At 63.9% G+C, this 26,166-nt stretch carries 24 protein-coding genes; 9 read left to right on the top strand and 15 right to left on the bottom strand.

Annotated elements, in window-relative coordinates:
- Positions 1-49: 49 nt before the first annotated feature.
- On the bottom strand, positions 50-835 hold the full coding sequence (locus tag FJ949_RS17255) for an IclR family transcriptional regulator (RefSeq protein WP_140497617.1): 786 nt from the start codon (positions 833-835) through the stop codon (positions 50-52).
- Between the two features lie 169 nt (positions 836-1,004).
- On the opposite strand from FJ949_RS17255, the gene FJ949_RS17250 reads away from it, so the two are divergent.
- From FJ949_RS17250 to FJ949_RS17215, 8 genes are all read left to right on the top strand, one after another.
- A complete protein-coding gene (locus FJ949_RS17250) occupies positions 1,005-2,324 on the top strand; it encodes a sugar ABC transporter substrate-binding protein (protein WP_140497615.1) in 1,320 nt (439 codons plus the stop codon).
- 146 nt (positions 2,325-2,470) lie between these two features.
- A complete protein-coding gene (locus FJ949_RS17245; RefSeq protein ID WP_140497613.1) occupies positions 2,471-3,367 on the top strand; it encodes a sugar ABC transporter permease in 897 nt (298 codons plus the stop codon).
- Entirely contained in the window at positions 3,367-4,233 is an 867-nt protein-coding gene (locus FJ949_RS17240; protein WP_140497611.1) for a carbohydrate ABC transporter permease, read from the top strand. The genes FJ949_RS17245 and FJ949_RS17240 overlap by 1 nt, the downstream gene beginning before the upstream one ends.
- Before the next feature lie 4 nt (positions 4,234-4,237).
- Positions 4,238-5,335, top strand: coding sequence for a sn-glycerol-3-phosphate ABC transporter ATP-binding protein UgpC (gene ugpC, locus FJ949_RS17235; protein WP_140497609.1), 1,098 nt, complete (start codon positions 4,238-4,240; stop codon positions 5,333-5,335).
- A gap of 4 nt (positions 5,336-5,339) precedes the next feature.
- Positions 5,340-6,452, top strand: a complete 1,113-nt coding sequence (locus FJ949_RS17230; protein ID WP_140497607.1) for a mandelate racemase/muconate lactonizing enzyme family protein — start codon at positions 5,340-5,342, stop codon at positions 6,450-6,452.
- Between the two features lie 10 nt (positions 6,453-6,462).
- On the top strand, positions 6,463-6,792 hold the full coding sequence (locus FJ949_RS17225) for an L-rhamnose mutarotase (protein ID WP_140497605.1): 330 nt from the start codon (positions 6,463-6,465) through the stop codon (positions 6,790-6,792).
- Positions 6,785-7,861 carry a Gfo/Idh/MocA family oxidoreductase gene (locus FJ949_RS17220; RefSeq protein WP_140497603.1) on the top strand — a complete coding sequence of 359 codons (1,077 nt, stop codon included), beginning with the start codon at positions 6,785-6,787 and terminating at the stop codon, positions 7,859-7,861. Before FJ949_RS17225 ends, FJ949_RS17220 begins: the two co-directional genes overlap by 8 nt.
- 7 nt (positions 7,862-7,868) lie before the next feature.
- Complete coding sequence (locus tag FJ949_RS17215; protein ID WP_140497601.1) at positions 7,869-8,315, top strand: MaoC/PaaZ C-terminal domain-containing protein; 447 nt, start codon at positions 7,869-7,871, stop codon at positions 8,313-8,315.
- Between the two features lie 7 nt (positions 8,316-8,322).
- Here the strand turns inward: FJ949_RS17215 and FJ949_RS17210 are convergent, their stop codons facing one another.
- From FJ949_RS17210 to FJ949_RS17170, 9 genes are all read right to left on the bottom strand, one after another.
- Positions 8,323-9,120, bottom strand: coding sequence for an ABC transporter permease subunit (locus FJ949_RS17210; protein ID WP_140497599.1), 798 nt, complete (start codon positions 9,118-9,120; stop codon positions 8,323-8,325).
- A 2-nt stretch (positions 9,121-9,122) separates the two neighbouring features.
- Positions 9,123-9,980 carry a 2-aminoethylphosphonate ABC transporter permease subunit gene (locus FJ949_RS17205; protein ID WP_140497597.1) on the bottom strand — a complete coding sequence of 286 codons (858 nt, stop codon included), beginning with the start codon at positions 9,978-9,980 and terminating at the stop codon, positions 9,123-9,125.
- On the bottom strand, positions 9,973-11,085 hold the full coding sequence (locus FJ949_RS17200) for an ATP-binding cassette domain-containing protein (RefSeq protein ID WP_224646565.1): 1,113 nt from the start codon (positions 11,083-11,085) through the stop codon (positions 9,973-9,975). The genes FJ949_RS17205 and FJ949_RS17200 overlap by 8 nt, the downstream gene beginning before the upstream one ends.
- A 59-nt stretch (positions 11,086-11,144) precedes the next feature.
- Positions 11,145-12,173 (bottom strand): 2-aminoethylphosphonate ABC transporter substrate-binding protein, encoded by a 1,029-nt coding sequence (locus tag FJ949_RS17195; RefSeq protein ID WP_140497593.1) that lies wholly within the window; start codon positions 12,171-12,173, stop codon positions 11,145-11,147.
- A 261-nt stretch (positions 12,174-12,434) separates the two neighbouring features.
- On the bottom strand, positions 12,435-13,445 hold the full coding sequence (locus tag FJ949_RS17190) for an NAD(P)-dependent oxidoreductase (protein ID WP_140497591.1): 1,011 nt from the start codon (positions 13,443-13,445) through the stop codon (positions 12,435-12,437).
- Positions 13,446-13,447: 2 nt separating this feature from the next.
- Positions 13,448-14,806 (bottom strand): aspartate aminotransferase family protein, encoded by a 1,359-nt coding sequence (locus tag FJ949_RS17185; RefSeq protein WP_140497589.1) that lies wholly within the window; start codon positions 14,804-14,806, stop codon positions 13,448-13,450.
- 71 nt (positions 14,807-14,877) lie between these two features.
- Positions 14,878-16,335, bottom strand: a complete 1,458-nt coding sequence (phnY, locus tag FJ949_RS17180) for a phosphonoacetaldehyde dehydrogenase (RefSeq protein WP_140497587.1) — start codon at positions 16,333-16,335, stop codon at positions 14,878-14,880.
- Between the two features lie 234 nt (positions 16,336-16,569).
- Complete coding sequence (phnA, locus tag FJ949_RS17175; protein ID WP_140497586.1) at positions 16,570-17,826, bottom strand: phosphonoacetate hydrolase; 1,257 nt, start codon at positions 17,824-17,826, stop codon at positions 16,570-16,572.
- Between the two features lie 25 nt (positions 17,827-17,851).
- Entirely contained in the window at positions 17,852-19,051 is a 1,200-nt protein-coding gene (locus FJ949_RS17170; RefSeq protein ID WP_140497584.1) for a 2-aminoethylphosphonate--pyruvate transaminase, read from the bottom strand.
- Positions 19,052-19,344: 293 nt separating this feature from the next.
- Here FJ949_RS17170 and FJ949_RS17165 point away from each other — a divergent pair, with 293 nt between their 5' ends.
- On the top strand, positions 19,345-20,214 hold the full coding sequence (locus FJ949_RS17165; RefSeq protein WP_140497582.1) for a LysR substrate-binding domain-containing protein: 870 nt from the start codon (positions 19,345-19,347) through the stop codon (positions 20,212-20,214).
- Here the strand turns inward: FJ949_RS17165 and FJ949_RS17160 are convergent.
- The 5 genes from FJ949_RS17160 to FJ949_RS17140 form a co-directional block, all read right to left on the bottom strand.
- Positions 20,211-22,688, bottom strand: a complete 2,478-nt coding sequence (locus FJ949_RS17160; protein WP_140497580.1) for an FAD-dependent oxidoreductase — start codon at positions 22,686-22,688, stop codon at positions 20,211-20,213. The genes FJ949_RS17165 and FJ949_RS17160 overlap by 4 nt on opposite strands.
- Before the next feature lie 83 nt (positions 22,689-22,771).
- A complete protein-coding gene (locus FJ949_RS17155) occupies positions 22,772-23,560 on the bottom strand; it encodes a DeoR/GlpR family DNA-binding transcription regulator (RefSeq protein ID WP_140497578.1) in 789 nt (262 codons plus the stop codon).
- A gap of 126 nt (positions 23,561-23,686) precedes the next feature.
- Positions 23,687-23,968: a UxaA family hydrolase gene (locus FJ949_RS17150; RefSeq protein ID WP_140497576.1), complete on the bottom strand. Its 282-nt coding sequence runs from the start codon at positions 23,966-23,968 to the stop codon at positions 23,687-23,689.
- Positions 23,965-24,864 (bottom strand): NAD(P)-dependent oxidoreductase, encoded by a 900-nt coding sequence (locus FJ949_RS17145; RefSeq protein WP_140497574.1) that lies wholly within the window; start codon positions 24,862-24,864, stop codon positions 23,965-23,967. Before FJ949_RS17145 ends, FJ949_RS17150 begins: the two co-directional genes overlap by 4 nt.
- Positions 24,865-24,921: 57 nt before the next feature.
- On the bottom strand, positions 24,922-26,154 hold the full coding sequence (locus tag FJ949_RS17140) for a PhnD/SsuA/transferrin family substrate-binding protein (RefSeq protein ID WP_140497572.1): 1,233 nt from the start codon (positions 26,152-26,154) through the stop codon (positions 24,922-24,924).
- Positions 26,155-26,166 lie beyond the last annotated feature (12 nt).

Below are 26,166 nucleotides of genomic sequence, written 5' to 3'. Positions count from 1 at the left end.
CCGTATCTTTCACATCATCTCACGGAGGAATTCTTCATTCAAATAAGAATTACGCCGATGAACCGACGGCCGACCCGGCCAGACGCGACAGCTTTTCACATGTGGCCAGCAGCAGTTCGATGGTGCGGGTCATGTCCGGCGCGGACGGTGCGTTGACGACGGTGATGTAAGGAATCGAAAGCGCCGCGATCGCCTTGCCGTCGGAGCCGCGCACCGGTGCCGACAGATTGTAGACGCCGGCAGTCTGCATCGAGGCCATCATCTCATATCCCCGTTCCCTGATCTGGTCGAGACGGGCAAAGAACTCGGGCGGCTGCGCCGTATTGTCGGTGCTGCGGACATGTTCGGAGATCATCATCTGGCGCTCCTCCTGCGAACGGAAAGCGAGCAGCACATGTCCCGAACCGGTGTCGAACAGGCTGATGTGGGCGCCGACCCGGATCGAGATGCCCCAGTAGTTCGGCGCCTCCTGCTGGCCGATGACCACGGCGGAACCGCGATCAAAAACAACGAGTTGGTTGGCCTGCTGCGACGTCTCCGCCAGCTCCCGCATCAACGGCGTCGCATAGGAAACCAGCCGCCGCACCGGCGCGTGCAGTTGCGCCAGGCCGAACAGCTTGAGCGTCAGTGAATACCGGTCACCGTCGAGCCGCGTGACATAGCCGCGCCGCACCAGCCGGTCCAGCATGCGGTAGAACTCGTTGGGGCTGCGGTCGAGCTTCTTGGCGATTTCCGCCTGCGTCAGGCCGCCGTCGACGCCGGCCAGCAGTTCCAGGATGTCGAGCCCCTTGTCGAGCGCCGGCGCGCGATACCGCTCGTCTTCGCTGTCATCCATAGACCTTCCCTCCAGTAAAATCGATTCTTCATATACGCAGGAACGCAGCCGGCGGAAACAAATTTCGCCTTGACGTTTCCATGAATGTTTTGTTTGTATATGAATGTAGCGCTTCTTGTCATCAGACGAGTTGCGGTCGCCGCTAAGGCGCACCCCAGGGAGGATACCAATGAACAGACTGCTTTCCGGCGTGTGCGCCGGCGCTTTGTTGCTCGCGTCAGGCGCAGGCGCAGCCCTTGCCGGCGACCTGCCCGGCAAGTTCGAAGGCGTCACCGTCGACGTGAAGCTGATCGGCGGCCAGCAATATGAAAAGCTCTACGAGCGCATCCCCGAATGGGAGAAGGCGACCGGCGCCAAGGTCAACATCCTGACCAAGAAGAACGGCTTCGACATCGACAAGGAGTTGAAGTCCGACATCGCCTCGGGCAGCACCAACTGGTGCGTCGGCTGGAACCATTCCTCCTTCGCGCCGCAGTATACCGGCCTTTATACCGACCTCAGCAAATTGCTGCCCAAGGAAGAGATCGACGCCTTCGTGCCATCGGCGATCAAGGCGGCGACCATAGATGGCAAGCTGGAGATGCTGCCGCGCGCGCAGTTCGACGTCTCTGCCCTCTACTACCAGAAGAGCCTCTACGAGAACGCCGACAACAAGGCCAAGTTCAAGGCGAAATACGGCTATGATCTGGTGCCGCCGGACACCTGGAAAGAGGTCACGGACCAGGCCGAGTTCTTCGCCAACCCGCCGAATTTCTACGGTACGCAGTTCGCCGGCAAGGAAGAGGCGATCAACGGCCGCTTCTACGAGATGGTGGTGGCCGAGGGCGGCGAGTATCTCGACAAGGACGGCAAGCCGGTCTTCAACTCCGAAGCCGGCGTGCGAGCGCTCGACTGGTTCGTCAACCTCTACAAGGCCAAGGCCGTGCCGGCCGGAACCACCAATTATCTCTGGGACGATCTCGGCCAGGGTTTTGCCTCCGGCACCGTCGCCATCAACTTGGACTGGCCGGGCTGGGCCGGTTTCTTCAACGATCCGAAGTCGTCGAAGGTCGCCGGCAATGTCGGCGTCAAGGTCGCGCCGAAAGGCTCGTCCGGCAAGCGCACCGGCTGGTCTGGCTTCCATGGCTTCTCGGTGACCGAGACCTGCCCGAACAAGAAGGCCGCGGCATCGCTGGTGTGGTGGCTCACCAATGAGGACAGCCAGAAGCTGGAAGCCGCCGCGGGCCCGCTGCCGACCCGCACCGCGGTCTGGGACTGGGACCTGAAGCAGGCCGAAAACGATCCTTACAAGAAGGAGGTCCTCTCCGCCTTCCAGGAAGAAGCCAAGCACGCCTTCGCGGTGCCGCAGACGCCTGAATGGATCGAGATCTCGAACGCCGTCTATCCCGAATTGCAGGCGGCGATCCTCGGCGACAAGACGTCCAAGCAGGCGCTCGACGAAGCCGCCGCCAAGGCGACGCAAATTCTCGAAGACGCCGGCAAGCTGTAGAACCGCTCCCAAGACCGCCTCCCCCATCAGTCATGGGGGAGGCGCTCGCGTCTTAAGGCGCGCACTGCCTCGGGTGTTCCCACGATGACGATGCCTGCCCCGCCCGGCTCGACAGGCGGCAATCGAATGCAACTCACAGGGTCCCAATGAAGGGCTTCAAGCCATCCGCGCCATTCCTGCTGCTGCTTCCGGCGATCATCGTGCTGGCGGCGGTCGTCGTGGTGCCGTTGCTTTTGTCGCTCTATTCCAGCTTCACGCCTTTCCGCCTGACCAAGCCCGAAACGTTCTTCGTCTTTGTCGGCTTCCGCAATTATCTCTCGATCCTGGCGAACGCCGGTTTCTGGTGGGCGTTCGGCCGCACGGTTCTGTTGCTGACCATCGCGCTCAATCTCGAAATGCTGCTGGGCCTCGGCCTCGCCATGCTGGTCGAAAAGGCGACGCGCGGCCAGCGCATCCTGCGCACGCTGATGATGTTTCCGATGATGTTCTCGCCGATCCTCGTCGGCTTCCAGTTCAAGTTCATGTTCAACGACAATATCGGCCTGGTGAACAACGCCCTGCAATCGCTCGGCATCACCAGGGATGCCATTCCGTGGCTGATCGAAGGCCATCTCGCCTTCATCGCCATCTCGATCGCCGAGATCTGGTCGTCGACGGCGATCTTCGCCATCCTGATCCTCGCCGGGCTGCTCGCCATGCCCAAGGAGCCCATCGAGGCGGCGCGCGTCGACGGCTGCACGCCGTGGCAGACATTCCGCTATGTGACCTGGCCGTTCGTCATGCCTTTCGCCTACATCGCCATGACCATCCGTTCGCTCGACGTCGCGCGCGCCTACGACATCGTCAAGATCATGACCGATGGCGGGCCGGCCGGCCGCACCGAGCTGTTGTGGACGCTGGTGGCGCGCACCGCTTACAGCGACGGGCGGATGGGCATGGCCAACGCCATGGCCTATTTCTCGATCCTGCTGTCGATCGCCTTCACCGTCTACTTCTTCAACAAGCTCGCCGCGGCGCGCACGCAGATCGGCGCGGAGTGGTGATGGACGAGAATTCTTCCGCCCGCCTCAAGCGCCGGCTGCTGGGCATCGCCTATCGCATCGGCCTGTTCCTGGCGATGCTGACCATCTGCCTGCCCGGCCTGTGGATCGTGCTTTCGTCGCTGCGGCCGACGGTGGAGATCATGGCCAAGCCGCCGGTGTGGATCCCGCAGCAGATCTCGTTCGACGCCTATGTCGCGATGTTCTCAGGGATCGGCAAGGGCGGCATCCCGGTCATAGAATATTTCCGCAACTCGCTGATCATCTCGGTGACCTCGACGATGATCGCGGTGGCCATCGGCATGGCCGGCGGCTATGCCTTCGCGCGCTACCGTTTCCGCGGCAAGTCGGGCGTCTTCCTCGGCCTGATGCTGACGCGCACGGTGCCGGGCATCGCGCTCTCGCTGCCGCTGTTCTTCCTTTATGTCAGGCTCGGCATCATCGACACGCATTTCGGACTGATCCTGGCCTATGTCGCGCTCAACGTGCCGTTCACCATCTGGCTGATCGACGGCTTCTTCCGCCAGGTGCCGAAGGACCTCGCGGAAGCCGCCCAGATCGACGGCTGCACCCGCTGGCAGGCCTTCTGGCAGGTCGAGTTCCCGCTTGCCGGGCCCGGCATCGCCTCCGCCGCGATCTTTGCTTTCCTGACCTGCTGGAACGAGTTCGCGCTGGCCTCGCAGCTTACCCGCTCGGTCAGCGCCAAGACGCTGCCGGTCGGCCTGCTCGACTACACGGCCGAATTCACCATCGACTGGCGCGGCATGTGCGCGCTCGCCGTGGTGATGATCATCCCGGCGCTCACCCTCACCTACATCGTCCAGAAACACCTTGTCGGCGGCTTGACCTCCGGCGCGGTGAAAGGCTGATCCCATGGCAACGGTTTCCCTCCAAAAGCTGACCAAGCGCTACGGCAATGTCGGGATCGTGCACGGCATCGACCTCGACATCGCGGACCGCGAATTCATCGCGCTGGTCGGCCCCTCCGGCTGCGGCAAGTCGACGACGCTCAGGATGATCGCAGGGCTGGAAGAGATCAGCGCCGGCTCGATCGAGATCGGCGGCCGCGTCGTCAACGATTTGCCGCCGCGTTCGCGCAACATCTCGATGGTGTTCCAGTCCTACGCGCTTTATCCCCACATGACGGTGCGCGAGAACCTCGGCTTCTCCCTGAAGATTGCCGGGGCCGCCAAGGAGGATATGGAGCGCCGCGTCGCCGAAGCCTCGGCCATCCTCGGCCTCGACACGCTGCTCGACCGTCGCCCGTCGCAACTTTCCGGCGGCCAGCGCCAGCGCGTCGCCATGGGCCGCGCCATCGTACGCGATCCCGACGTGTTCCTGTTCGACGAGCCGCTTTCAAATCTCGACGCCAAACTGCGCACGCAGATGCGGACCGAAATCAAGAAGCTGCACGCCAAGGTGCGGTCGACGGTGATCTATGTCACCCATGACCAGGTCGAGGCGATGACGCTTGCCGACCGCATCGTCATCATGCGCGACGGCCATATCGAACAGGTCGGCACCCCAGACGAGGTGTTCCGACGGCCGGCGACGCGGTTCGTCGCGGGCTTCATCGGCTCGCCGCCGATGAACCTGCACGAGGCGACGATCGATGACGGCCAGCTGGTTTTCGCCAGCGGCGAAAAGCTGCCATTGCCTAGCCAATTCAAAGCCAATGTCGCCAAGGGTAACAAGGTGGTGTTCGGGTTGCGGCCCGACGACATCTACCCGACCGGCCATGGTATCAGTTCCGGTGGTGCCGCAGACGTCCACCAGATCGAATTGCCGATCACGGTCACCGAACCACTCGGCAACGAGACGCTGGTGTTCGTCGAGTTCAATGGCGCAGACTGGGTTTCGCGCATGCTGAACCCAAGAGCTTTGAGATCGGGCGAGCGGGTGGCCATGAACCTCGACCTGTCGCAGGCGCACCTGTTTGCCGCCGACACGGGAAAGTCATTGCGGAGCTGACGACATGGCCACGATCGAAAAGATAGAACTGCGGATGGTGGACCTTGTGCCGAAGGTCAAGCGCACGGACGCGATCCAGAGTTTCGTCAGCCAGGAAACGCCTCTCGTCACGATCACCGATTCCGACGGCGCCGTCGGCACCGGCTACAGCTACACGATCGGCACCGGCGGCTCGTCCGTGATGCGGCTCTTGTCCGACCATCTGGCGCCGCGCCTGATCGGCCGCGACCCCGACATGATCGAGGCGATCTGGCACGATCTCGAATTCGCCACACACGCCACCACGATCGGCGCGATCACGGCCATCGCGATCGCGGCGATCGACACCGCGCTTTGGGACCTGCGGGCGAAGAAGCAGGGGCTGCCTCTGTGGAAGCTGGCGGGCGGCGCCAAGGACCGCTGCCCGCTCTACACGACGGAGGGCGGCTGGCTGCACATCGAGACGCAGGCGCTGGTCGATGACGCGCTGGCCGCGAAGGCCAAGGGATTTCGCGGCTCGAAGGTGAAGATCGGCAAACCGCACGGATCGGAAGATCTGGCGCGGCTGGCGGCGGTGCGCAAGGCGGTGGGCGACGGCTACGAGATCATGACCGACGCCAATCAGGGATTCTCCGTCGACGAAGCGATCCGCCGCGCAGCGAGGCTGCGTGAACTCGATCTCGCCTGGATCGAGGAGCCGCTGCCGGCCGACGACATCGATGGCCATGTCAGGCTGTCGAATTCGACGCAGACGCCGATTGCCATCGGCGAGTCGCTCTATTCCATCAGGCATTTCCGCGAATACATGCAGAAAGGCGCCTCTTCGATCGTGCAAGTCGATGTCGGTCGCATTGGCGGTATCACGCCCTGGCTAAAGGTGGCGCATGCGGCGGAGGCCTTCGACATCCCGGTCTGTCCGCATTTCCTGATGGAATTGCATGTCAGCCTCACCTGCGCTGTTCAGAACGGCCGGTATGTCGAGTACATTCCGCAGCTTGACCAGTTGACCGGCAAGCGCATGCGCATCGAGGATGGGCACGCTCTGGCACCCGAGGAGCCCGGCATCGGCATCGATTGGGACTGGGACGCGGTCAAGGCCATGAGCATCGCCGAATTCACCACGGCGATCACGAAATAGGGGAACGAACATGCAGCGGATGGGAATGGTTCTGGGACTGAAGCCGGAAAAGGTCGAGGAATATGTGCGCCTCCATGCCGCCGTCTGGCCCGACGTGCTGACCATGATCTCGGCTTGCAACATCGAGAACTATTCGATCTACCTGAAGCGGCCGGAGAACCTGCTGTTTGCCTATTTCGAATACCACGGCACCGACTATGCCGCCGACATGGCCAAGATGGCGGCAGACCCGAAAACACAGGAATGGTGGGCCCTCTGCATGCCTTGCCAGGAGCCGCTGGCGACCCGCAAGGAGGGCGAATGGTGGGCTTCGATGGACGAGGTCTTCCATCATGACTGAAGGCGGTTTCGACCCTGCCTCACTCATCCAGTCCTGGCCTAAGCCTACAAAGCCCCGGCCGATCGTCACCTTTGGCGCAGGTTCGATTGTCGGCGATGCCCATTTTCCCGCCTACCGAAAAGCGGGGTTCCCGATTACCGGCCTTTATGATCCGGACCAGGCCAAGGCGAAGGCCCTGGCCGAGAAATGGAATGTGACGGCCTTCCACTCCGTCGAGGAAGCGGCGGCCGTCAAGGATGCGATCTTCGATCTGGCGACGCCGCCAGGACGGCACGCCGAGATCCTGAAGGCTCTGCCCGACGGTTCGGTCGCGCTGATCCAGAAGCCGATGGGCAACTACCTCGGCGAGGCAACCGAAATCCTCGAAATCTGCCGCGCCAGAAAACTCAAGGCAGCCGTGAATTTCCAGCTGCGCTTCGCGCCGATGATGCTGGGCCTCAAGGACGCCATCGCCAGGGGCTGGCTCGGCGAGATCGTCGACTTCGACGCCTGGCTGGCGCTGGCGACACCTTGGGAACTGTGGGAATTCCTGCTCAAGGCGCCGCGTGTCGAGATCGCCATGCATTCGATCCACTATCTAGACCTGATCCGGCAACTGCTCGGCGACCCCAAGGGCGTCCACGCCAAGACGCTTGGCCATCCCAACCACGAGGTGGCGCAGACTCGCACTAGCGCCATTCTCGACTATGGAGACACGGTTCGCTGCGCACTGTCGATCAACCACGACCACAAGTTCGGCCGCCGGCACCAGGCTTGCGAGTTTCGCATCTGCGGCACCGAAGGGGCCGCCTATCTCAAGCTCGGCCTCAATCTCGACTATCCGCGCGGCGAACCCGACGTCCTGGAAATCTATCCAAGAGGCGGAACGGACTGGATCAGTGTGCCGCTCGCCGGTGAATGGTTCCCCGACGCTTTCGTCGGACGCATGGCAAATGTGCAGCGCTTTGCCGCGGGCGAAGACGACGAATTGGTCAGTTCGGTCGAGGACGCCTGGAACACCATGGCGCTGGTGGAAGCCGCCTATAAATCGAGTGCGGCGCCGGCGACGCCGCTGGCCGAAAAGCCATAGGCGGGACATGGAACAGATCACCTATTTCGAGGACTACGAGATCGGCTCTTCGCGGCTGACCAGCGGCCGCACCATTACCGAGACCGACTTCATTGTCCATGCCGGCCACACAGGCGATTTCTTCCCGCACCATATGGACGCCGAGTTCATGAAGACAACGCCGTTCGGGCAGCGCATCGCGCACGGCACGCTGGTGTTCTCGGTCGGCATCGGACTGACGGCAAGCGTCGTCAATCCCGTTGCCTTCTCCTATGGCTATGATCGGCTGCGTTTCATCAAGCCGGTGTTCATCGGCGACACGATCCGCACGCGCACCACCATCGCAGCCAAGCAGGACGATCCGAAGCGGCCGGCCGCGGGCCGGGTCATCGAACGCTGCGAGGTGATCAACCAGCGCGACGAAGTTGTGTTGGCCGCGGATCACATCTACATCGTCGAACGCAAACCCGGCTGAGGCAGCGCTACGATCCCGTGGCGCGGGCGGTGATGCGCTCCAGACCGAGCAGCAGCGCCAGGGTCGCCACCACCAGGATCATGGTGAGCGCTGCTCCCGCAAAGATGTCGCCTCGGTCGGTGAGGCTGAAGATCGACACCGGCAGCGTCACCCAACCCGGCGGATAGACCATCACGGTGGCGCCGAGTTCACCCATCGACAGTGCGAAGCTGAGCCCGAACGCTGCGACCAGATAGGGTGCGAGCAGAGGCAAGGTGACGTGCCAGAGGCGGTAGGCCGGCCGCGCGCCGAGGCTCGATGCCACCTGCTCGAAGTCGGGCGAGAGCCGCGCCAGTCCGGCCGACACATTGCCGAAGGTGAAGGCCGATATCAGCACGAAATGCGCGATCATGACGATCGCGATCGTACCGTTGAGCAGCAGCGGCGGATGGCTGAAGGCGACCAGCAGGCCAAGGCCGACGGAGACCGAAGGCACGGCGCTGGGGACGAAGAACAACAGGCCCAGCAGGCGCCGCAGCGCATGCCCCTGGACCCGCAGCGACAGCGCCGCCCAGGTGCCGCTGACCAGCGCCAGCGCGCTGGCTGCAAAACCGGTGAGAAGGCTCGCCTTGACCGCATCGCCGGCCGCGCCATGCAAGACGTCGCTGTAGTGTTCCGTCGTCAGGCTGCTCGGCAGCACCCCGTTCCACTGGCCGGCAAGGCTGGACAGGAGAATGACCGCAAGCGGCGCCAGGAACAGCACACCGAAGATCAGCGCGAAGAGGAGCCACAGAACGAGGCGACCGGAGCGGGACCAAACCAGCATGGCTAGACCCCCAGCCGGCCGGCTGCGAAACGATAGAGCCCGAACAGGCCGAGCGACAGCGCGATGTTGATCAGGGCGATGATGCAGGCGACCTGATAGGCCGATTCCTGGATCGCCTTGCCATAGATCAGCAGCGGCAGCGTGATGACCCCCTTGGCGCCGATGAACAGCACGATGCCGAACTCGTTGACGGTGAGCAGCAGGCAGAGGCTCCCGCCGGCAATGAGTGCCGGAATGGCGGCCGGCAGGATGATTTGGCGCACGATGCGGAACGACCGCGCGCCGAGCACGCTTGCCGCTTCGATCTGGCCGCGGTCCACCAGCGAGAAGGCGGCAAGCAGCGGCCGTAGGATGAACGGCGTGTAGACAGTGACCTCGGCCAGCACCACGCCCCAGCTCGAATAGAGGAAATCGACGGGCGGCGACGGCAGTGAAAAGGTCTCCATCAGCCCTGCGTTGAGCATGCCTGCGGAGCCGTAGAGAAAGGTGAAGGCGAGCGTCACCAGGAAGGTCGGCAATGCGATGAAGGTGTCGATCAGCCTGGCAATGAAGCCGCTGCCGGGGAACGGAACGAAGGCCAGGATCAGTGCCAGCACGAGACCGACGATCAGGCACCCGGCAGTCGCGGTAACCGAAATCGTCACCGTGTTGATCAGCGCGTTGAGGAAGAAGCGCGAATGCAGGACGCGGATCACTTCGGCGACATTGGCAACGCCGCTGTCGTCCAGGAAGGCCTGCCGGGCGATGAGCGCCAGCGGATAGAAGAACAGCAGGGCCAGGAGTGCGGCCGGCGGCACGATCCAGAATCTGCCAGGCTCTCTCCTGACCGCTGGCGAGGCGATAGCGACAGCCTCAGACACCGGCGTCTTCCGGAACGAGCGAGGTGTCGGTGGGCGCGAAGAACAGCGGCACCTTGGCGCCGGGTTCCGGCAGGGCCATCGGCAGTCTCGTCGCCGAGACGCGCACCGTCGTGCCGTCGACATCGAGCACGAGATGGGTGAGTTCGCCTTGCCAGTGCACCTCCAGGAGCGTGCCGACAATGCGATTGGTATGGTCGCCATCGGCCGTCAGGCTGAGGTGCTGGGGCCTGATACAAAGCAGGCTCTTGTCGCCGGCCTTCTCGTCACGGCCGGTGCCCATCAGCACCGCGTCGCCATGCCTTGCCGCGGCAAAACCCTTGGAGCCGGCAGCCTCGGCAATGGTGACCGGCAGTAGATTGGCGCGGCCGAGGAACTCGGCGGTGAAGCGGTTGGGCGGGCGGCGGTAGAGCTCGGTCGTCGGTCCATGCGAACAGACCGAGCCGTCGCGCATGATGGCGATCTTGTCGGCGAGGGTGAGCGCCTCTGTCTGGTCGTGAGTGACATAGAGGATCGTCAGGCCCGGCAGGCTGCGGTGCAGCCTGGCGATCTCCTCGACCATATTGCGGCGGATCTGTGCGTCCAGCGCCGAAAGCGGCTCGTCAAGCAGCAGCACGCGGGGCCGCACGGCAAGAGCGCGCGCAATCGCGACACGCTGCTGCTGGCCGCCGGAAAGCTCGCGCGGATAGCGTCCTGCATAGGCAGCCATGCCGACGGTACCGAGTGCATCCTTGACCCGCTCGGCGATCAGCGCCTTGTCGGCTCCCTGAGCCCTGAGGCCGAAGGCGACGTTGTCCTCGACCCGCATATGCGGAAACAGCGCGTAGTTTTGAACCACCATGCCGAGCCCGCGCTCATAGGGCGGCAGATCGGTCACATCCGTCGCGCCAATGCGGATTCGTCCGCTTCTCGGCCGCACGAAGCCGGCCACCGCCCGCAAGGCGGTGGTCTTGCCGGAGCCGGATGGGCCGATCATCGCCAGGATCTCGCCGGGAGCAATATCCAGGGTCAGCGGATGCAAGACGACGTGAGCGCCATAGGCGACAACAACCTTGTCGAAATGGACGTTGGAGCCGGCGCCGCGAACCTTCGCGGCGTCGATGTCCATGACACTGGTCCCAGTAAAAGCGGCGGCCGACATGGCATGGTCCTCCGGATTGGCAGGGATCAACTTCCGGTCGCTTCGTTCCACCGCTTGACGTAGTCAGGCAGCTTGGCCAGAGCGTCATCCCAGTTCGGCGACCAGATGGTCAGGCCCTTCATCGCCTCTTGCGCCTTCGCGAAATTGGCGTCGTTCGGCGTCACATCCTTGCGGGCCGGCAGACCAAGAGCCACGGAACTGACCTTCGACTGAGCTTCCTTTGAGAGCAGGAAGTCGATCAGCTTCTTGCCGTTGTCGGCATTGGGCGCGCCGGTTACCAGGCCGATCTCATAGGGCAGCGCAAAGGTGGAGCGCACGCCGTCAGGCCCCGCCGGCCAGAACACCTTGATGTTGGGATTGTCGGCCATTTGCGACATGTTCATCTGCAAATCGCCGTTGGCGACATGCAGCTCGCCCTTGTTGACCAGCGCCGTCAGCTTGCCGGTCGAAGCGGAGGGGCCGACATTGTTGTCCTGCAATTTCCTCATGAACTCGAAACCTGCATCCTCGCCGCCGAAGGCATGGATGATCTGCAGCATGACAGCGGTGCCGTCGCCGGCCTGGCCGGGCGTCGAGTATTGGATCTTGCCCTTGAATTTCGGGTCCAGCAGATCGTCGTAGCTCTTCGGCGCTTCCGAAAGCACGGCGCTGTTGTAGATGAAGTTCATGTAGTTGTTGACCAGCGGCCGGTATTTGTCGGTGCCGCCGTCGATCTGGTCCGCCCCTTCGGGCTTGTAATCCTGCAGCAGGCCGCCGGCGGCGGCGCGCTGCACGAAGGGCGGCAATGTCACCAGCACGTCCGCTTGCGGGTTCGACTTCTCCTTGGCGACACGCTCAACGACACCGCCCGAACCAGCCTCGATATACTGCACTTTTATGCCGGTGGCCTTGGTGAAGGCGGCGAACTCGGTTTCGAACCAGCTGCCGTTGCCGTCATGCAGGCCATCGGCGGAGTAGATGGTGACGACGCCATCTGCCATCGCCGGTCCGATGAGGGCAGCCGACGCCAGCAACGCGGCGAAAGCCGCGACCGTGGTTGCGTTGCGTGATTTCATGTCCAGTTCCCCTTTTTGATTGATGGCACATTCTGCGATGCACTGTGGCGACGGCGCCGGCTGCTTCTGCTTCTGCTTCGATTAGTACCGGCAGCGTCGTCGTTAGGACAACTCTGGGGATTGGGAATCGATAAGTAAAATCTATTTATTTTATGACAGGCAAACTTCATCTGATAGTTGTCATGGAACCGTCGCAGTCATGTCGCGAACATATTTCGGCCTGCTCAGGGCAGGCCGTCGAAGCGTTTGAGCAGGTGATGATCAGACGAATGAAACGCCAGAAGTCTGCGCCCGCAACCGCGGGTCGGACGAGCGCACGATCACCGGCCGGCCGTCGAGAATCTCAAAGCAGCGCGCGAGCGTGTCGTCCTCGAGCCGGCGCATCGCCTGATGCGTAAAGAAGGTGAGGTGCGGGAACAGGATGACGTCGTCGCGGCCGAAAAGCGCGCCCATCGGATGGCCCGACTTGGCCAGCGGCTCGACCGAATAGACGTCGAGCCCGGCGCCGCCGATGCGCTCGGAAACGATCGCCTCGACAAGGGCCGCCTCGTCGATGAGCGCGCCGCGCGAGACGTTGACGATGATGGCGGAAGGCTTGAGGCAGGCGAGTTCAGCCTTGCCGATCAGGCCGCGCGTGCTGTCGTTCAGCACGCAATGGATTGAGACGAAGTCGCAGGCGCGAAGCATTGCCTGGAGGTCGTCGGCTTTTTCGATGCCGGCGGCGCGCATCGTTTCGGCGTCGACACCGGGATCGAAGCCAAGAAGCCGCGCACGAAATCCCTGGCCGGCCATGCGCGCCATGCTGCGGCCAATTTTGCCACAACCGACGATCCCAAGCGTGGCGCCTGAAATGTCGCGTCCCAGCCAGCGCGGCTCGGGCCAGATCCAGCCATCGCGCGATACCGCCGCGGTGATGGCGGGCAGCCGCTTGGCCAGCGCGACCATCATGGCGAAAGCACCTTCGGCGACGGTTTCCTCGGCATATTCGGGCACGTTGACAACGGGGATACCGCGCCGCATGGCAGCGGGGATATCGATGGCGTCGATACCGACGCCATATTTGACGATGCCCTTCAACCTGGGCGCCGCGTCGATCACCTCCGCAGTGACTGGCGTGTAGCACATCAAGAGCAGATCGGCGTCGGCGACCGCGGCTTTGAGCTCCGCCTCGGAAATGCCGTCCGGCAGCGTCACCAGCTCGACACCCCTTGCCCGCAAGCCGGCATCGATGCCTGGACATTCGAGCTCGCGGTCGGTGCGGACGGCCTTCACGGTCAGGCCGTCAGCACGGCGCGTTCGACGATGTCGAGCGCACGGTCGAGATCGGCTTTCGAAATCACCAGCGGCGGTGACAGCGTCAGCACGTTGCCGTGGCTGACCTTGAAGCTCAGCCCCCGTTCGAGGCAGGCATAGAAGACGCGTTCGGCAAGATCGCGCGCGGGCTGGCGCGAGGTACGGTCCTCGACAAGTTCGACGCCGACCATCAGTCCCCTGCCCCTGACATCGCCGACATGGGGCGAACGCCCCATCAGATCCTGCATGCGTCCCAGCATATGCCGGCCAAGCTCGGCCGCACGCTCGACCAGTCCTTCTTCCAGGATGATATCGATCGTCGTCAGCGCCGCGCGCGTCGTCACCGGGTTCTTCTCGTGGGTGTAGTGACCGATGGCAAAACCGCCGGTGACGTCGAGATCGCGGCGGGCGATGACAGCGGCGATCGGCAGGATGCCGCCGCCGAGCGACTTGCCGAGAACGACGATGTCCGGCGTCACGCCGTCATGCTCATGGGCGAAGAATTTTCCGGTCTTGCCAAGGCCGGTCGGGATCTCGTCGAAGATCAGCAGCGTGCCGTGCCGGTCGCAGGCCTCGCGCACCCGATTCCAGAAACCGGGCGGCGGCGGGTTGGGCGTTGCCCGCATCGGCTCGGCGACGACCGCGGCCACATCCTGTTCGCGACCGAGCACATAGGCGATCATGTTGGCGCAGGCGAGCCCGGAGGCTTCCAGGGTGCCGTGGCCGTAAGGACAGCGGTAGCCGTCCCAGGGCGCGACATGTTCGGTGCCGGTCATCATCGGCCCGGCGATATGGGAACGGAAGGTCGCTTCGCCGCCGACGCTTGCGGCACCGAAGCCAGCGCCATGAAAGGCATCCCAGAACGAAACCGTCTTGAAGCGGCCGGTCGCGGCGCGCGCGATCTTCAGCGCCACCTCGATGGCGTCGGAACCGCCTGTCGTGAACAGCACCTTGCCGAGATCGCCGGGCGCCAACTCGGCCAATTTCTCGGCCAGTTCGACAGCGGGTTCGCAGGTGAAGCGGCGCGGCGCAAAACAGAGATCGTCGAGCTGTTTCTTGATCGCGGCGACCAGCTTCGGATGGCCATAGCCGAGATGGTGCACGCTGTTGCCGTGGAAATCCATGAAACGGCGGCCGGCGGTGTCCTCGATCCAGATGCCTTCGGCCTTGGCGATCGTCGAAAGACAAGGGCTGGACAGGCTCTGGTGCATGAAGGCCGAAGCGTCGCGGTCAAGCAGCCCGCGGATGCGTGGATCGTCCTGGCCGGAATCCCAGCGGCTGCGGGCCGCCGTGGTGTTGGAATCGCCCTCGGTATGCACAAGCTCTTTGATCGCGGCCATAACCATCTCCGAAACGCGAATGAGGGAGCGTGGAACGCTCCCTCGGTTGTTCTGTCAGCCGAGCCGTCCGGTCAGGACCAGGGCAGCGAAAACGTCTTCACATTGGTATAGCTCTTCATTGCCTCGATGACGCCTTCCTTGTAGCCATTGCCACTGTCCTTGATGCCGCCGAACGGCGACATCTCGATGCGGTAGCCCGGCACTTCCCAGATGTTGACGGTGCCGACCTCAAGGCCGGTGATGTATTTCTGCATGCGCGGAAACGAGTTGGTGCAGACGCCCGACGACAGGCCGAAGGCGGTCGAGTTGGAGAGCCTGATCAGCGCCTCGTCATCGTCCGGTGCGCGCACGATCGGGATGATCGGGCCGAAGGTCTCTTCCATCACCAGTTCGGATGTGTGCGGCACGCGATCGACGACGATCGGCGGCAGCAGCGCGCCTTGCCGGCCCGGATTGTAGAGGATTTCGGCGCCCTGCCCGGCGGCCATGTGGACCCGGGCTTCGAAGAGTGCCGCCGCCTTCTCGTGCACGACGGTGCCAAGATCTGTCGTGCGGTCCATGGGGTCGCCGAAGCGGATCTTCCTGGCCCGCTCCAGCACCAGCGGCACGAAGCGGTCGGCGACGCTTTCCTGGACAAGGATGCGCTTGACCGCCGTGCAGCGCTGGCCGGAGTTCTTCGTGGCGCCGGCGACGGCGAGATCCGCGGCCCTGGCCAGATCGTCGTCCGAGAGATCGTTGAGGACGATCAGCGGATCGTTGCCGCCGAGCTCCAGCACCTGGCGCTTGTAGCCGGCTGTGCGGGCGATCATCTTGCCGACCGGCACGCCGCCGGTGAAGGTGATCAGGTCGATGTTGTCGTTGGTGATCATCTCGTTGCCGATGTCGGCCGGCCAGCCGGTCACCACCGACAGCATTTCCGGCGGCAGGCCGGCTTCGTAGAGGATGTCGGCCAAAAGCAGCGCCGTCATCGGCGTCAGTTCGGTCGGTTTGACCACCACGCAATTGTTGGTGGCGATCGCCGGCGCCACCTTGTGCGAGACCATGTTGAGCGGATGGTTGAACGGGGTGATCGCCGAGATCGCCTTCAGCGGCTCGCGCGTGGTGAAGATCTTGCGCGCTTTGCCGTGCGGGGTGAGATCGCAGGAGAAGATCTGGCCGTCATCCTGGATGCACATCTGCGCCGACAATGTGAACACGTCATAGGCGCGGCCGACCTCATAGAGCGAATCCGTCTTGGAGATGCCGAGCTCGAGCGTGATGAGATCAGAGATTTCTTCCCGGCGCGACGCGAGTTTTTCCGCCGTGCGGAACAGGATCTGCTGGCGCTCGTAGCGCGTCAGCTTCGACCTGTAGCCGGCGGCGATCTCGAAGGCCTGGCGGGCATGCTCGGCGCGGCCGGCAGGCACGGTGCCGATAACGGTGTCGTTCCAGGGATAGCGCACCTCGACAACGTCGTCGGCATCAACCTTCTTGCCGGCGATGCGCATCGGCTCGTGGCGAACTTTGATGGCAGGGTCGAGTTGGGTCATGTGCTCTGCTCCAGCAGATTCTTGGGTACGTCGCGGCGAGGGTCGACCCCCACTCCGGCCCTTCGGGCCACCTCTCCCCCGATCGACGGGGGAGAGGAAATCAGGTGAGGTCAGCGCCCCAGGCTTGGCGCCTTTCCTCTCCCCCGTCGATCGGGGAGAGGTGCCGAGCGGAGCGAGGCGGAGTGGGGTCGACCAGCGCCATCTTGGAGGCGACACCGGCACCCGACCCATCCGTCACGCGAGCGCGGCCGCCATCGTCGCGTAGTAGAACGCGTCGAAGTTCCTCAGCACGGGCTCATCAGGCAAATCGGCCAGCACGCGGTTGACGATGAACGGCACCTCCTGCTCGGTCAGCCCGCCATGCGAGCGCAGCGGCTCGTTGAGGGCTGCCAGGTCGTGGCGGTGTTCCGAGGTGCCGATCGTCTTGTTCTGCGTCGAGATCAGCACGATGTCGCCGATGCGGTCGGCCGGCAGTTCGAAACGCTCGCAGGCGGTCGGGCTGTCGACAACCAGCATGATGCCGTCGATCTTCGCCAGCCGCGCCATGATGTCGGCCTGATCGGCGCCGTCAGGAAGGTAGGCGGTGGCGAACGAGCCGAGCGCGCCGTGATGCACGACATAGGGATCTGTGATCGGCAGAATGACGCGCGCGGCATCCTTGCCCAGCCATTCGTCGAGCAGGTCCTGGACATAGACGACGTCAGGCGAACCATCCTGCTTGTGCTTGGGCTTCATGCCATGGTCGGCGGTCACCACGATTGCCGCGCCCAGCGCATCAAGCTCGGCCAGGTACTTGTCGAACATCTCGTAGAAGGCGTTGGCCTGGGGCACGCCGGGCGCGTATTTGTGCTGCACATAGTCGGTGGTGGTCAGATACATGATGTCGGGGCTGAATTCCTTCAGCAGCTGGACGCCGGCGGCGAAGACGAATTCCGACAGTTCGGCCGAATAGACTTCCGGTACCGGCAGTCCAAAATGCTTCGAGGCATTGTTGATGCCGTGCTCGGCCTTGGTGGTGGTGTCGGATTTTTCGGCCGAGAAGCACAGCGCGCGGCCGTCGTCGAAGGCGAGGCCCTTGCCGAGCAGCGCACGCAATTTGTCCTTGGCGGTGACCACCGCGACCTTGGCGCCGGCATCGTAGAAGGCCTGGAAGATGGTGGGCGCGCGCAGGAAGCGCGGGTCGTTCATCATCACTTCCTTGCCGGTTTCGCGCTCGTAGAGGTAGTTGCCGCAAATGCCGTGCACCGAGGGCGGGCGGCCTGTGGCTATCGACAGATTGTTGGGGTTGGTGAAGCTCGGAATGACAGAATGCGCAAAACGCACCGTGCCTTTCTGCTTGATCCTGACCAGCGCCGGCATCAGCCCGGCCTTGATGGCTTCGTCGAGATAGGCCGGCTCGCAGCCGTCGAGGCAGATGGCGATGGCCGGCACACGTGGCCAGGCGTAGGTGCGGCCGTTGACCGCGACGTTGATGGGAGACATCTGGTTCATCGAAATCCTCAAAAATTCTGCCGCTTCAGGCGGCGAGTTTGGCGCGCTCGGCGATTGCCGCGGCGGGAGGAGCGGCGGTGTCGACGTCCATCTCCTTCAGCGACTGCGCCGCCGCCTCTACGACGCGGCGCATGACATGTTCGTCCATCTGGCCGATGCAGCCGATACGGAAGCTATCGACGACGGTCAGCTTGCCCGGATAGATGATGAAGCCCTTGTCCTTCATCAGCTCGTAGAAGCGGTCGAAGGCGAAGTTGGCGTGGGCCGGGTTGAAGAAGGTGACGATGATCGGCGACAGCCAGCGATCCCTGAGCAAAGTCTCGAAGCCGAGCTCGCGCATGCCGGCCACCATCACGTCGCGGTTCCTGGTGTAGCGGGCGCCGCGGCCGGCAACGCCGCCCTCGGCCTCGTGCTGGCGAAGCGCTTCAAGGAAGGCGGCGACGACATGGGTCGGCGGAGTGTAGCGCCACTGCCCGGTCTTGTTCATATGCGCCCACTGCGCATGGACGTCGAGCGACAGCGAATGGCTGCGGCCCTTGGCGGCTTCCAATTCGCTCTTGCGGGCGATGATGAAGCCGAAGCCCGGCACGCCCTCGATGCACTTGTTGGCGGACGAGACCATCGCCTCGTAGCGGATCTCGTTCACGTCGAGCGCGATGGCGCCGAAGGCGCTCATGGAATCGACCAGCAGCTTGCGGCCCTTGGCATGGACGGCTTCGGCAATCTCGGCGACGGGGTTGAGGATGCCGGAACTGGTCTCGCAATGGATGGCGATCACATGCGTGATGGCAGGATCGGCCTCGAGGGCGGCGGCCACCTCGTCGCCGCGCGGCGGCAGGTAGTCGCCCTTGTCGATCAGCGTATAGGCGCGGCCGAGATACTGCATGGTCTGGGCCGCGCGCAGGCCGTAGGCGCCATTGGCCAGGACCAGAACCTTGCCGTCCTTCGGCACGAACGAACCCAGCATCGCCTCGACGCAGAAGGAGCCGCTGCCTTGCATCGGCACACAGTCGAATTCGCCTTTTGCATCGCCGGTCAGCGCCAGCAGGCGGCGGCGCATGTCTGACGTCATGGCGCGGAAATCGCCGTCCCAGGATCCCCAGTCGCGCAGCATCGCCTGCTTGACCGGATAGGAGGTGGTGAGCGGCCCGGGCGTCAGCAGGTATGGCTCGCCCAGCGCCGGACCGGCCAACGGCTCCGCGGCAAATTTCGTCTCGGCGAGCATAGTGTCCTCCGCTGCTTTTTACGTGGGGCCATTCTTGGCTGGAACGACGTATTTGTAAAATCGTTATTTTGTATTGATGTATAAGCTCACCCGATGATCTGGCTTGCAGTCGAATTATTGCCCGGCGGGATAATCGCGCCTCCAGCCGAGCGCAGCCTGCGTGGTATCCATGACGCGTGCGTGACCGTGGGCGATCATCCCCAGATATAAGAAGAATCGTTCCTTCATGCCTTTTTGCCTGCGAGGCTTATGATAGGTTGGCAGCCGGAACTCGGATCTAGAAAGGTGAGAACATGCGCTACGTTCAATTGCGAGCCTTTCACCAGGTGGCGATATCAGGCGGGTTTTCACGTGCCGCGGAAGCGCTGTTCCTGACGCAGCCGGCAATTTCGGACCAGGTGCGCAAGCTCGAGGAAGAATATGACGTGCTGCTGTTCAACCGGAACAAGAAGCAGGTCACGCTGACCCATTCGGGCCAGAAGCTGCTCGAAATAACCCACCGCATGTTCGATACCGAGCAGCAGGCGCTCGAGCTTCTGACGGAATCGCGCGCCCTGCGCTCCGGCACGCTGCGCATCGTCGCCGACGCCGCGCATCATCTGCTTCACATCCTCGGCAGTTTTCGCGCGCGCTATCCCGGCGTCCAGGTTTCGCTGCGCGCCGGCAACACCGAGACGGTAATCAGCAGCCTCTACAGCTATGATGCCGACATCGGCGTGCTGGGCGAGGTGCCGACCGGACGCGACTTCGAGGTGCTGAAACTCAATTCGACGCCGATCATCGCTTTTGCGTCCGTCGATCATCCGCTGTCGGGCAAGAAATCATTGAGCCTCAAGCAACTCGCGCAGGAATCGCTGGTCATGCGGGAGCGCGGCTCCAAGACGCGCCAGAAGCTCGAGGATCTGGCCGCGGCATCGAAGGTCGAACTCAGGCCGGTGATCGAGGCCGAAGGCCGTGAAGCCGTCCGCGAGATCGTCGCCTCGGGTGCCGGCATCGGCTTTGTCTCGGCGGCCGAATTCGGCCAGGATTCGCGGCTGGTAGCGATCGCGCTCGACGCGCCTGAGACGTTGATGGACGAAGCACTGATCTGCCTGCGCGAACGCAGCGGCGGCAAGCTGGTGCGCGCCTTCCTCGACATGGCGCGTTCGATGTCGGCGGATTAGGCGGCGGCCCTGATCTCCTCCACATCCGCTTTCACCCGTTCCGACTTCGGATCGTAAGGGGTGCGCAAATGTGCCTTGGCCGCGTGGCGAACGCCGGCAAGATCGATCTCGAAACGGCCGCTAGCCAGAAACGCAGCGTCGACGCCCGTCTCGTTCTCGATCAGCCCGAGCGCCACCGAGCGGCCAAGCGTGTGACCGTAGGCGGCCGAGCGGACCTCGCCGACGGGCTTGCCGTCGCGCAGGATCAGCTCGCCGCCCCACAGCATCGGCTCGGCATGGTCGAGCGTGAACAGTACGATGCGTTTTGCCGGCGCCGTCGACGGCTTGGCCTCGACCAGCGCGTCACGGCCGATGAAGCCACCCGGTTTGTCCATGGCGACGGCGAAGCCAAGCCCCGCCTGCCAGGGGGTAATGTCAGGCGTCAACTCACGGCCCCAGGCGCGAAAACCCTTTTCGATGCGCAAGGCATCAAGCGCGTAGTAGCCGGCGTCCAGGAGGCCGAATTCGCCGCCAGCCTCGTGCAGCGCCTCGTAGACGCCGACGGCGAATTCCGTCGGCACGATCAGCTCCCAGCCGAGCTCGCCGACATAGGTCATGCGGTTGGCGTAGGCGGTAGCGTAGCCGATATCGATCTCGCGGATGGTGGCGAAGGGGAAGCCGGCGTTGGAAAGATCGGCCGACGACAATTTGCCCAGGAGATCGCGCGAGCGCGGCCCCATCAGCGCCAGCACCGCGTAGGACGAGGTGACGTCGGTCACGATGGCATGTGCGTCCGGTGGGATGTTCCTGGCGATCCAGTCGGCGTCGTGGACCGCTTGCGCCGAACCGGTGACGATGAGGAATTTTTGCGCACCAAGTCGCATTACGGTGAGATCGCTTTCGTACCCGCCGCGCGCGTTGAGCACGCCCGTGTAAACGGATGTACCGACCGGTACATCGACATTGCCGGCGCAGATGCGGTTGAGCAGGGCACAGGCGTCGCGGCCCTGCACGAGAAGCTTGGCGAAAGAGGTCTGGTCGAATACGGCAACAGCCTCGCGCGTCGCCTTCATTTCGCGCTTGACTGCCTCATGCCAGTTCTGGCGGCCGAAGGCATAATCGTTCCCGGCCCTCTCTCCCGGGGCCGCGAACCAGTTGGCGCGCTCCCAGCCCATCTTGGAACCGAAGCAGGCGCCCCTGGCGGCCAGCCGGTCGTAGAGCGGCGAGCGGCGGAAGGGTCGGGCGGTGTCCAGCTCGCGGTTCGGCCACGGCATGGCGTAATGCAAACCGAGCGTCTCCTTGACGCGATCATGCAGCCAGCGCGGATTGTTGTTGAAGGCGGCGAAGCGCCTGATATCGACAGGCCACAAATCCATGGTCGGCGCGCCGTTGACGATCCACTCGGCCAGCGCCTTGCCGGCACCGCCGGCGCTGGCGATGCCCATCGAGTTAAAGCCGGCGCCAACATAGAAATTCTTCAGCTCCGGCGCCTCGCCGAGGAGAAAATTGTTGTCGGGCGTAAAGCTTTCGGGACCGTTGTAGAACTTCTTGACCTCGGCTTGCGCCAGTTGCGGCACGCGCACCAGCGCGTTTTCCATCAGAATCTCGAACTGATCCCAATCGTCCGGCAGCAGCGCGAACTCGAAATTCTCGGGGATGCCGTTCATGCCCCACGGCTTGGCATGCGGTTCGAAGCCGCCCATGACCAGCCCGCCGACCTCTTCCTTGAAATAGATGAAGCCGTCCGGATCGCGCATGACGGGCAGGTCCGGATGCACACCCTCGATCCGGCCCGTGACGATGTACATGTGCTCGGCCGAATGCAGCGGCACCGAGACGCCGCACATCAGCCCGACCTTACGCGCCCACTGGCCGGCGCAGTTGACGACGATCTCGGCGACGATGTCGCCACGGTCGGTCTCGACACCGCAGGCGACGCCGTTTCTCACCGTGATGCCGGTGACCTTGACGCGCTCGAATATCCTCGCGCCGCGATTGCGCGCGCCCTTGGCGAGCGATTGCGTGAGATCGGTCGGATTGGCCTTGCCGTCGCCAGGCAGCCAGACCGCGCCGACCAGATCGTCCGTCGCCATGACCGGCCACAGATCGCCGGCTTCGCTCGGCGAGATGACGTCGATCTCAACGCCTTGGGCGCGCGCCGACGCAGCCGTACGCTTCAGCACCGTCATGCGGTCGGCGGTGCGCGCCACCGACAGCGAGCCGCAATTCTTCCAGCCGGTCGCGAGACCGGTCTCGGCCACCAGTTCGCCATAGAGCTGAGTGGAGTACCTGATCAGGCTGGTCATGTTGGAATGGCTGCGCAATTGCCCGACCAGACCCGCCGCATGCCAGGTGGTGCCGCCGCTGAGCTGACCCTGCTCGAGAAGGACGACGTCGGCCCAGCCGAGCTTCGTCAGGTGATAGGCGACGGAGCAGCCGATGATGCCGCCGCCGACGATCACGACGCGTGCGTGCGTTGGAAATTCATGTGCCATGAGGGTTCCGCCATCTTGAGGGATGGTCGGCAAGCTAACACAGGAAAGTCAAATATCAAGTCAAAAAGCCACAAAATATCACATCAAGATGCGATGATCAGTTCCGGCCCTTTTTGTAAAAGCGCGTCGGCAAGCGCAGGTTGCGGCCGGGCGTCGACGATAACGCCGGCGGTGCGGTCGAAGTTCGGAATCCTCAGCGGCGTCAGCTTGCCGAACTTGCTGCTGTCGAGGACGAAATAGGCCTTGCCGGCGAGCGCGATCATGCGGCCGCGCTGCTCGGCGCCGGCCCTGGTGAAATCGGTCACTTCGCCATCCGGCGATAGCGCGCCGCCGCCGAGAAAGGCGATGTCGACGCGAAAGCGCGCCATTGCATCCAGCGCATCGATGCTGGAAGCGGCCTCCTCGCCCGGGTCGACTTCACCGCCCAGTATGTGCACACGCATGCCGGGCACATGGCACAGATGCAGTGCAATCTTCAGGCTGGCCGTGCATATGGTGAGATCGCGCAGATCATTCATGGCCTGCGCGACGGCCAAGGTGGTGGTGCCGGAATCGAGGAAGACCACCATACCGCTGCTAACGAGGCCGGCCGCCGCCCTGCCGATGGCCGCCTTGCCACGCGCATTCTCCCGGCTGCGCAGGCCCATTGCCGGCTCGCTCGGCTCGAAGCGAGCGGCGCCGCCATGCACGATGCCGAGCCGTCCCTGGTCAGAAAGCAGCTTCAGGTCGCGGCGGATGGTCTCTCGCGAGACGTCGAAAAAGCCGGCCAGTTCGGCGACGCTGACCGAGCCCTGGACACCCAGGCGCCTCAGGATCTCGTCATGACGGCGGGGAGCAAGGGCACGTGCCGGCAGACGGCTGTCGGGGGACATGGAGGGCCTCATATCGAACGAATGATGTTGCGATATGTGGCAGTGAACCGCCCGGGAGGCAACCGCGAGGACGGCGTGGCCATGGTCGATCGATAAGGTCTGGCCTGTTCGGGTGCTGACCCGGCGTCAGCGTCCGCGCAGGCTTTGCAGATTGTGCACGTGGACGTGATCGCCGGCCGCCACGGCAGCCGTCAGGCGGCCGATCGCCTCGCCGTATTTGCGTATGGTGGAGCCGGCGGCCAGGTCGTGCAACGCCAGCTTATGACCGGCTTGCAACGCGGCGCCGGCCTTGAGGACAACCCCCTCGCGGGCGCCTCGCGTCGTCACTTCGGCGCCTGCCTCGACCGGTTCCACGAGGACAGCCACGTCGTCGTCAGCGTGCAGCACTATGGCTCCAGGCTTGGTCATGCGCCGGCAAGCCGGACCTGGACGCCGGTCGCGTCTTCGCGCAGCTTCAGCACGGCGCCGACATCCTTGCCCGCCATGCCAGCATCCATCGCCTCCCTGAGCACGGCGAGCGTGGCGCCCCCGACCGGCGTCTCGACGCCGAGCGCGTCGTTCATCGCCAGGGCAAGCCGGCAATCCTTGTGGGCAAGCTTGACCATGAAGCCTGGCTCGAAGTCGCCCTTGAGCGCGCGATTGTGCATCGCCACCGCCAATTGCTGGTTCCAGGCCATCGTCGTCTTCAGCACGTTGATCATGGTGTCGAGCGTCAGGCCCGCCTTGGCGCCGGCGACCAGCGCCTCGGAGCTGGCCGTTATCAGCACGCTGGCCAGCAGGTTGTTGGTGAGCTTCATTGCCTGCCCCATGCCGAGCCCGCCGCAATGGATGAGGTCGGCCCCCATGCTCGACAGGATCGGGCGCGCGCGCTCCAGCACGGCGGCATCGCCGCCGATCATCAGCGTCGAGGTTCCGGCGATGGCGTGCTCCACCGTCTTGCCAACAGGGCTGTCGATCATGTCGACGCCGCGTTGCGCCAGCCATGCGCCGATACGCTGGGTGGTCTGCGGGTCGATCGTGCTCATGTCGATATAGAGGCTGCCGGCCCTGAGGCCATGACCGATGCCGTCGGCACCGAGCACGGCGGCCTCCACATCAGGCGCATCCGGCAGCATGGTGATGACGATTTCCGATTGCTGTGCAACCTCGCGCGGCGACGCCGCCGCCCGAGCGCCGGCCTCGACGAGTTTTTTCACCGCCACGGGATTGAGGTCGAAGACCGTCAGCGCGTGTCCCGCCTTGAGCACGTTGCGGGCCATGGGTGCGCCCATGGTTCCAAGTCCGACAAAACCGACTGACGTCATGGATCAACTTCCTTCCCTGAATGACTCTGCTGCGAATGCGCGTGCCGCCCGAACTCCTCAGGACGGCACTTTCCACTGGTCGAGCTGCCATGCCGGCAGGCCACGCAGATCCTTGGCATTCTTGTCGGTGAAGCCGCTTTCGTCCGGCACCTTGCCCGTGCCCTCATACGCTTTCTGAAGCAGCGGCGCCGCCTTGCCGAAGGCGGCCTTGACCTGGTCCCAGCTCAGCGCCTCAGGAATCATCTTGCCGGCAACCATGAACTGGGAGATTTGGCTGATTGCCGCCGCATCGCCTTCGGTCGGCCAGATCCAGCCGCGCTGGAAAAGCACCTCGTCGCCGATGACCTTGGCGCCCAGCGCAGGATCGAGCCCCCAATATTTGACAACCGACTGCGAGATCTCCCGCGGGTCGATCTTCTGGAGATCGGCAAGCGCGCGTTGCGCGGCCGTCAGGAAGGCCTGGCCGAGCGCGGCATCGTCGCCGACGATGCGGTCGCTGCAGATCCAGAAGGAACGGTGCAAATAGTAGCCGTCGGGGTAGAATTTCGACTTCTTGACGCCGGGCAGCATGTGGCCTTCGCCCTCGCCCGCGGGTCCGCTGTAGCCGGCCTCGGTATAGCCGAACGAATTCATGATCCCGGTGAGGCCGGTTTCGGCATTCGCCTTGAGGAAGGCCGGGTAGATCACCACCGACGCGTCCATGCCCTCCGGGAGGGACGCGGCAACGGCCTGGGTCGGCGTGTTGACGATGTTGATGCCGAAGGCGCGCGGGTCGGCGTCGCCCAGTTCCTGCAGCAGCATTTGCGAGAGCGCGTTGTAGGGGTCGCCGCCGACAAGCGCGCCGACGGTCTTGCCCTTGAGGTCGCCGATGTTCTTGATGGCGGAGCCCTTGCGGGTCGCCAGCACCATGCGCATGTGGCCCTCACCGACGGTGAGAATGTTGATCGGCTGCGCCTGCGAAAGCAGCCGCACGATCGGGGTGTTGCCCCACATGCCGATGTCGAGATCGCCGGAGACGAAAGCCTCCACCATCGGCAGCGCGGAAGGATAGTCGCGCCAGTCGACTGTCAGGTCGTAGCCGAGTTCGGCGGCCGCCTTCTCGAGCAGCTTTTCGTTGATCATGCGTTGCGTCAGCGGCGAGTTGCCAGCCGCGTAGGGCTGGCGGCCGATTGAGACCTTGGCCGGCTTGCGGTCCTGCGCCCGCACGATCGATGGCATGGCCAGCGCGGCAGCCGCGGCACCACTCAGGACTGCGCGTCGGTTGAATGCGGTTTCCAGAAGTTTCCTCATGACAATCCTCTC

It is taken from the genome of Mesorhizobium sp. B2-4-1, from assembly GCF_006442185.1.
Taxonomy (GTDB): domain Bacteria; phylum Pseudomonadota; class Alphaproteobacteria; order Rhizobiales; family Rhizobiaceae; genus Mesorhizobium.
This window is presented reverse-complemented; position numbering and strand designations above follow the sequence as displayed.

Excerpts from the sequence above, each read along its gene's own strand:
- FJ949_RS17210 (WP_140497599.1), bottom strand. The coding sequence starts at position 9,120 with ATGCTGGTTTGGTCCCGCTCCGGTCGCCTCGTTCTGTGGCTCCTCTTC.
- ugpC (WP_140497609.1), top strand. The coding sequence starts at position 4,238 with ATGGCAACGGTTTCCCTCCAAAAGCTGACCAAGCGCTACGGCAATGTC.
- FJ949_RS17220 (WP_140497603.1), top strand. The coding sequence starts at position 6,785 with ATGACTGAAGGCGGTTTCGACCCTGCCTCACTCATCCAGTCCTGGCCT.
- FJ949_RS17250 (WP_140497615.1), top strand. The coding sequence starts at position 1,005 with ATGAACAGACTGCTTTCCGGCGTGTGCGCCGGCGCTTTGTTGCTCGCG.
- FJ949_RS17225 (WP_140497605.1), top strand. The coding sequence starts at position 6,463 with ATGCAGCGGATGGGAATGGTTCTGGGACTGAAGCCGGAAAAGGTCGAG.
- FJ949_RS17240 (WP_140497611.1), top strand. The coding sequence starts at position 3,367 with ATGGACGAGAATTCTTCCGCCCGCCTCAAGCGCCGGCTGCTGGGCATC.
- FJ949_RS17155 (WP_140497578.1), bottom strand. The coding sequence starts at position 23,560 with ATGTCCCCCGACAGCCGTCTGCCGGCACGTGCCCTTGCTCCCCGCCGT.
- FJ949_RS17245 (WP_140497613.1), top strand. The coding sequence starts at position 2,471 with ATGAAGGGCTTCAAGCCATCCGCGCCATTCCTGCTGCTGCTTCCGGCG.
- FJ949_RS17230 (WP_140497607.1), top strand. The coding sequence starts at position 5,340 with ATGGCCACGATCGAAAAGATAGAACTGCGGATGGTGGACCTTGTGCCG.
- FJ949_RS17150 (WP_140497576.1), bottom strand. The coding sequence starts at position 23,968 with ATGACCAAGCCTGGAGCCATAGTGCTGCACGCTGACGACGACGTGGCT.
- FJ949_RS17195 (WP_140497593.1), bottom strand. The coding sequence starts at position 12,173 with ATGAAATCACGCAACGCAACCACGGTCGCGGCTTTCGCCGCGTTGCTG.
- FJ949_RS17165 (WP_140497582.1), top strand. The coding sequence starts at position 19,345 with ATGCGCTACGTTCAATTGCGAGCCTTTCACCAGGTGGCGATATCAGGC.
- FJ949_RS17140 (WP_140497572.1), bottom strand. The coding sequence starts at position 26,154 with ATGAGGAAACTTCTGGAAACCGCATTCAACCGACGCGCAGTCCTGAGT.
- FJ949_RS17185 (WP_140497589.1), bottom strand. The coding sequence starts at position 14,806 with ATGGCCGCGATCAAAGAGCTTGTGCATACCGAGGGCGATTCCAACACC.
- FJ949_RS17200 (WP_224646565.1), bottom strand. The coding sequence starts at position 11,085 with ATGGACATCGACGCCGCGAAGGTTCGCGGCGCCGGCTCCAACGTCCAT.
- FJ949_RS17170 (WP_140497584.1), bottom strand. The coding sequence starts at position 19,051 with ATGCTCGCCGAGACGAAATTTGCCGCGGAGCCGTTGGCCGGTCCGGCG.
- FJ949_RS17215 (WP_140497601.1), top strand. The coding sequence starts at position 7,869 with ATGGAACAGATCACCTATTTCGAGGACTACGAGATCGGCTCTTCGCGG.
- FJ949_RS17160 (WP_140497580.1), bottom strand. The coding sequence starts at position 22,688 with ATGGCACATGAATTTCCAACGCACGCACGCGTCGTGATCGTCGGCGGC.
- phnA (WP_140497586.1), bottom strand. The coding sequence starts at position 17,826 with ATGAACCAGATGTCTCCCATCAACGTCGCGGTCAACGGCCGCACCTAC.
- phnY (WP_140497587.1), bottom strand. The coding sequence starts at position 16,335 with ATGACCCAACTCGACCCTGCCATCAAAGTTCGCCACGAGCCGATGCGC.
- FJ949_RS17145 (WP_140497574.1), bottom strand. The coding sequence starts at position 24,864 with ATGACGTCAGTCGGTTTTGTCGGACTTGGAACCATGGGCGCACCCATG.
- FJ949_RS17255 (WP_140497617.1), bottom strand. The coding sequence starts at position 835 with ATGGATGACAGCGAAGACGAGCGGTATCGCGCGCCGGCGCTCGACAAG.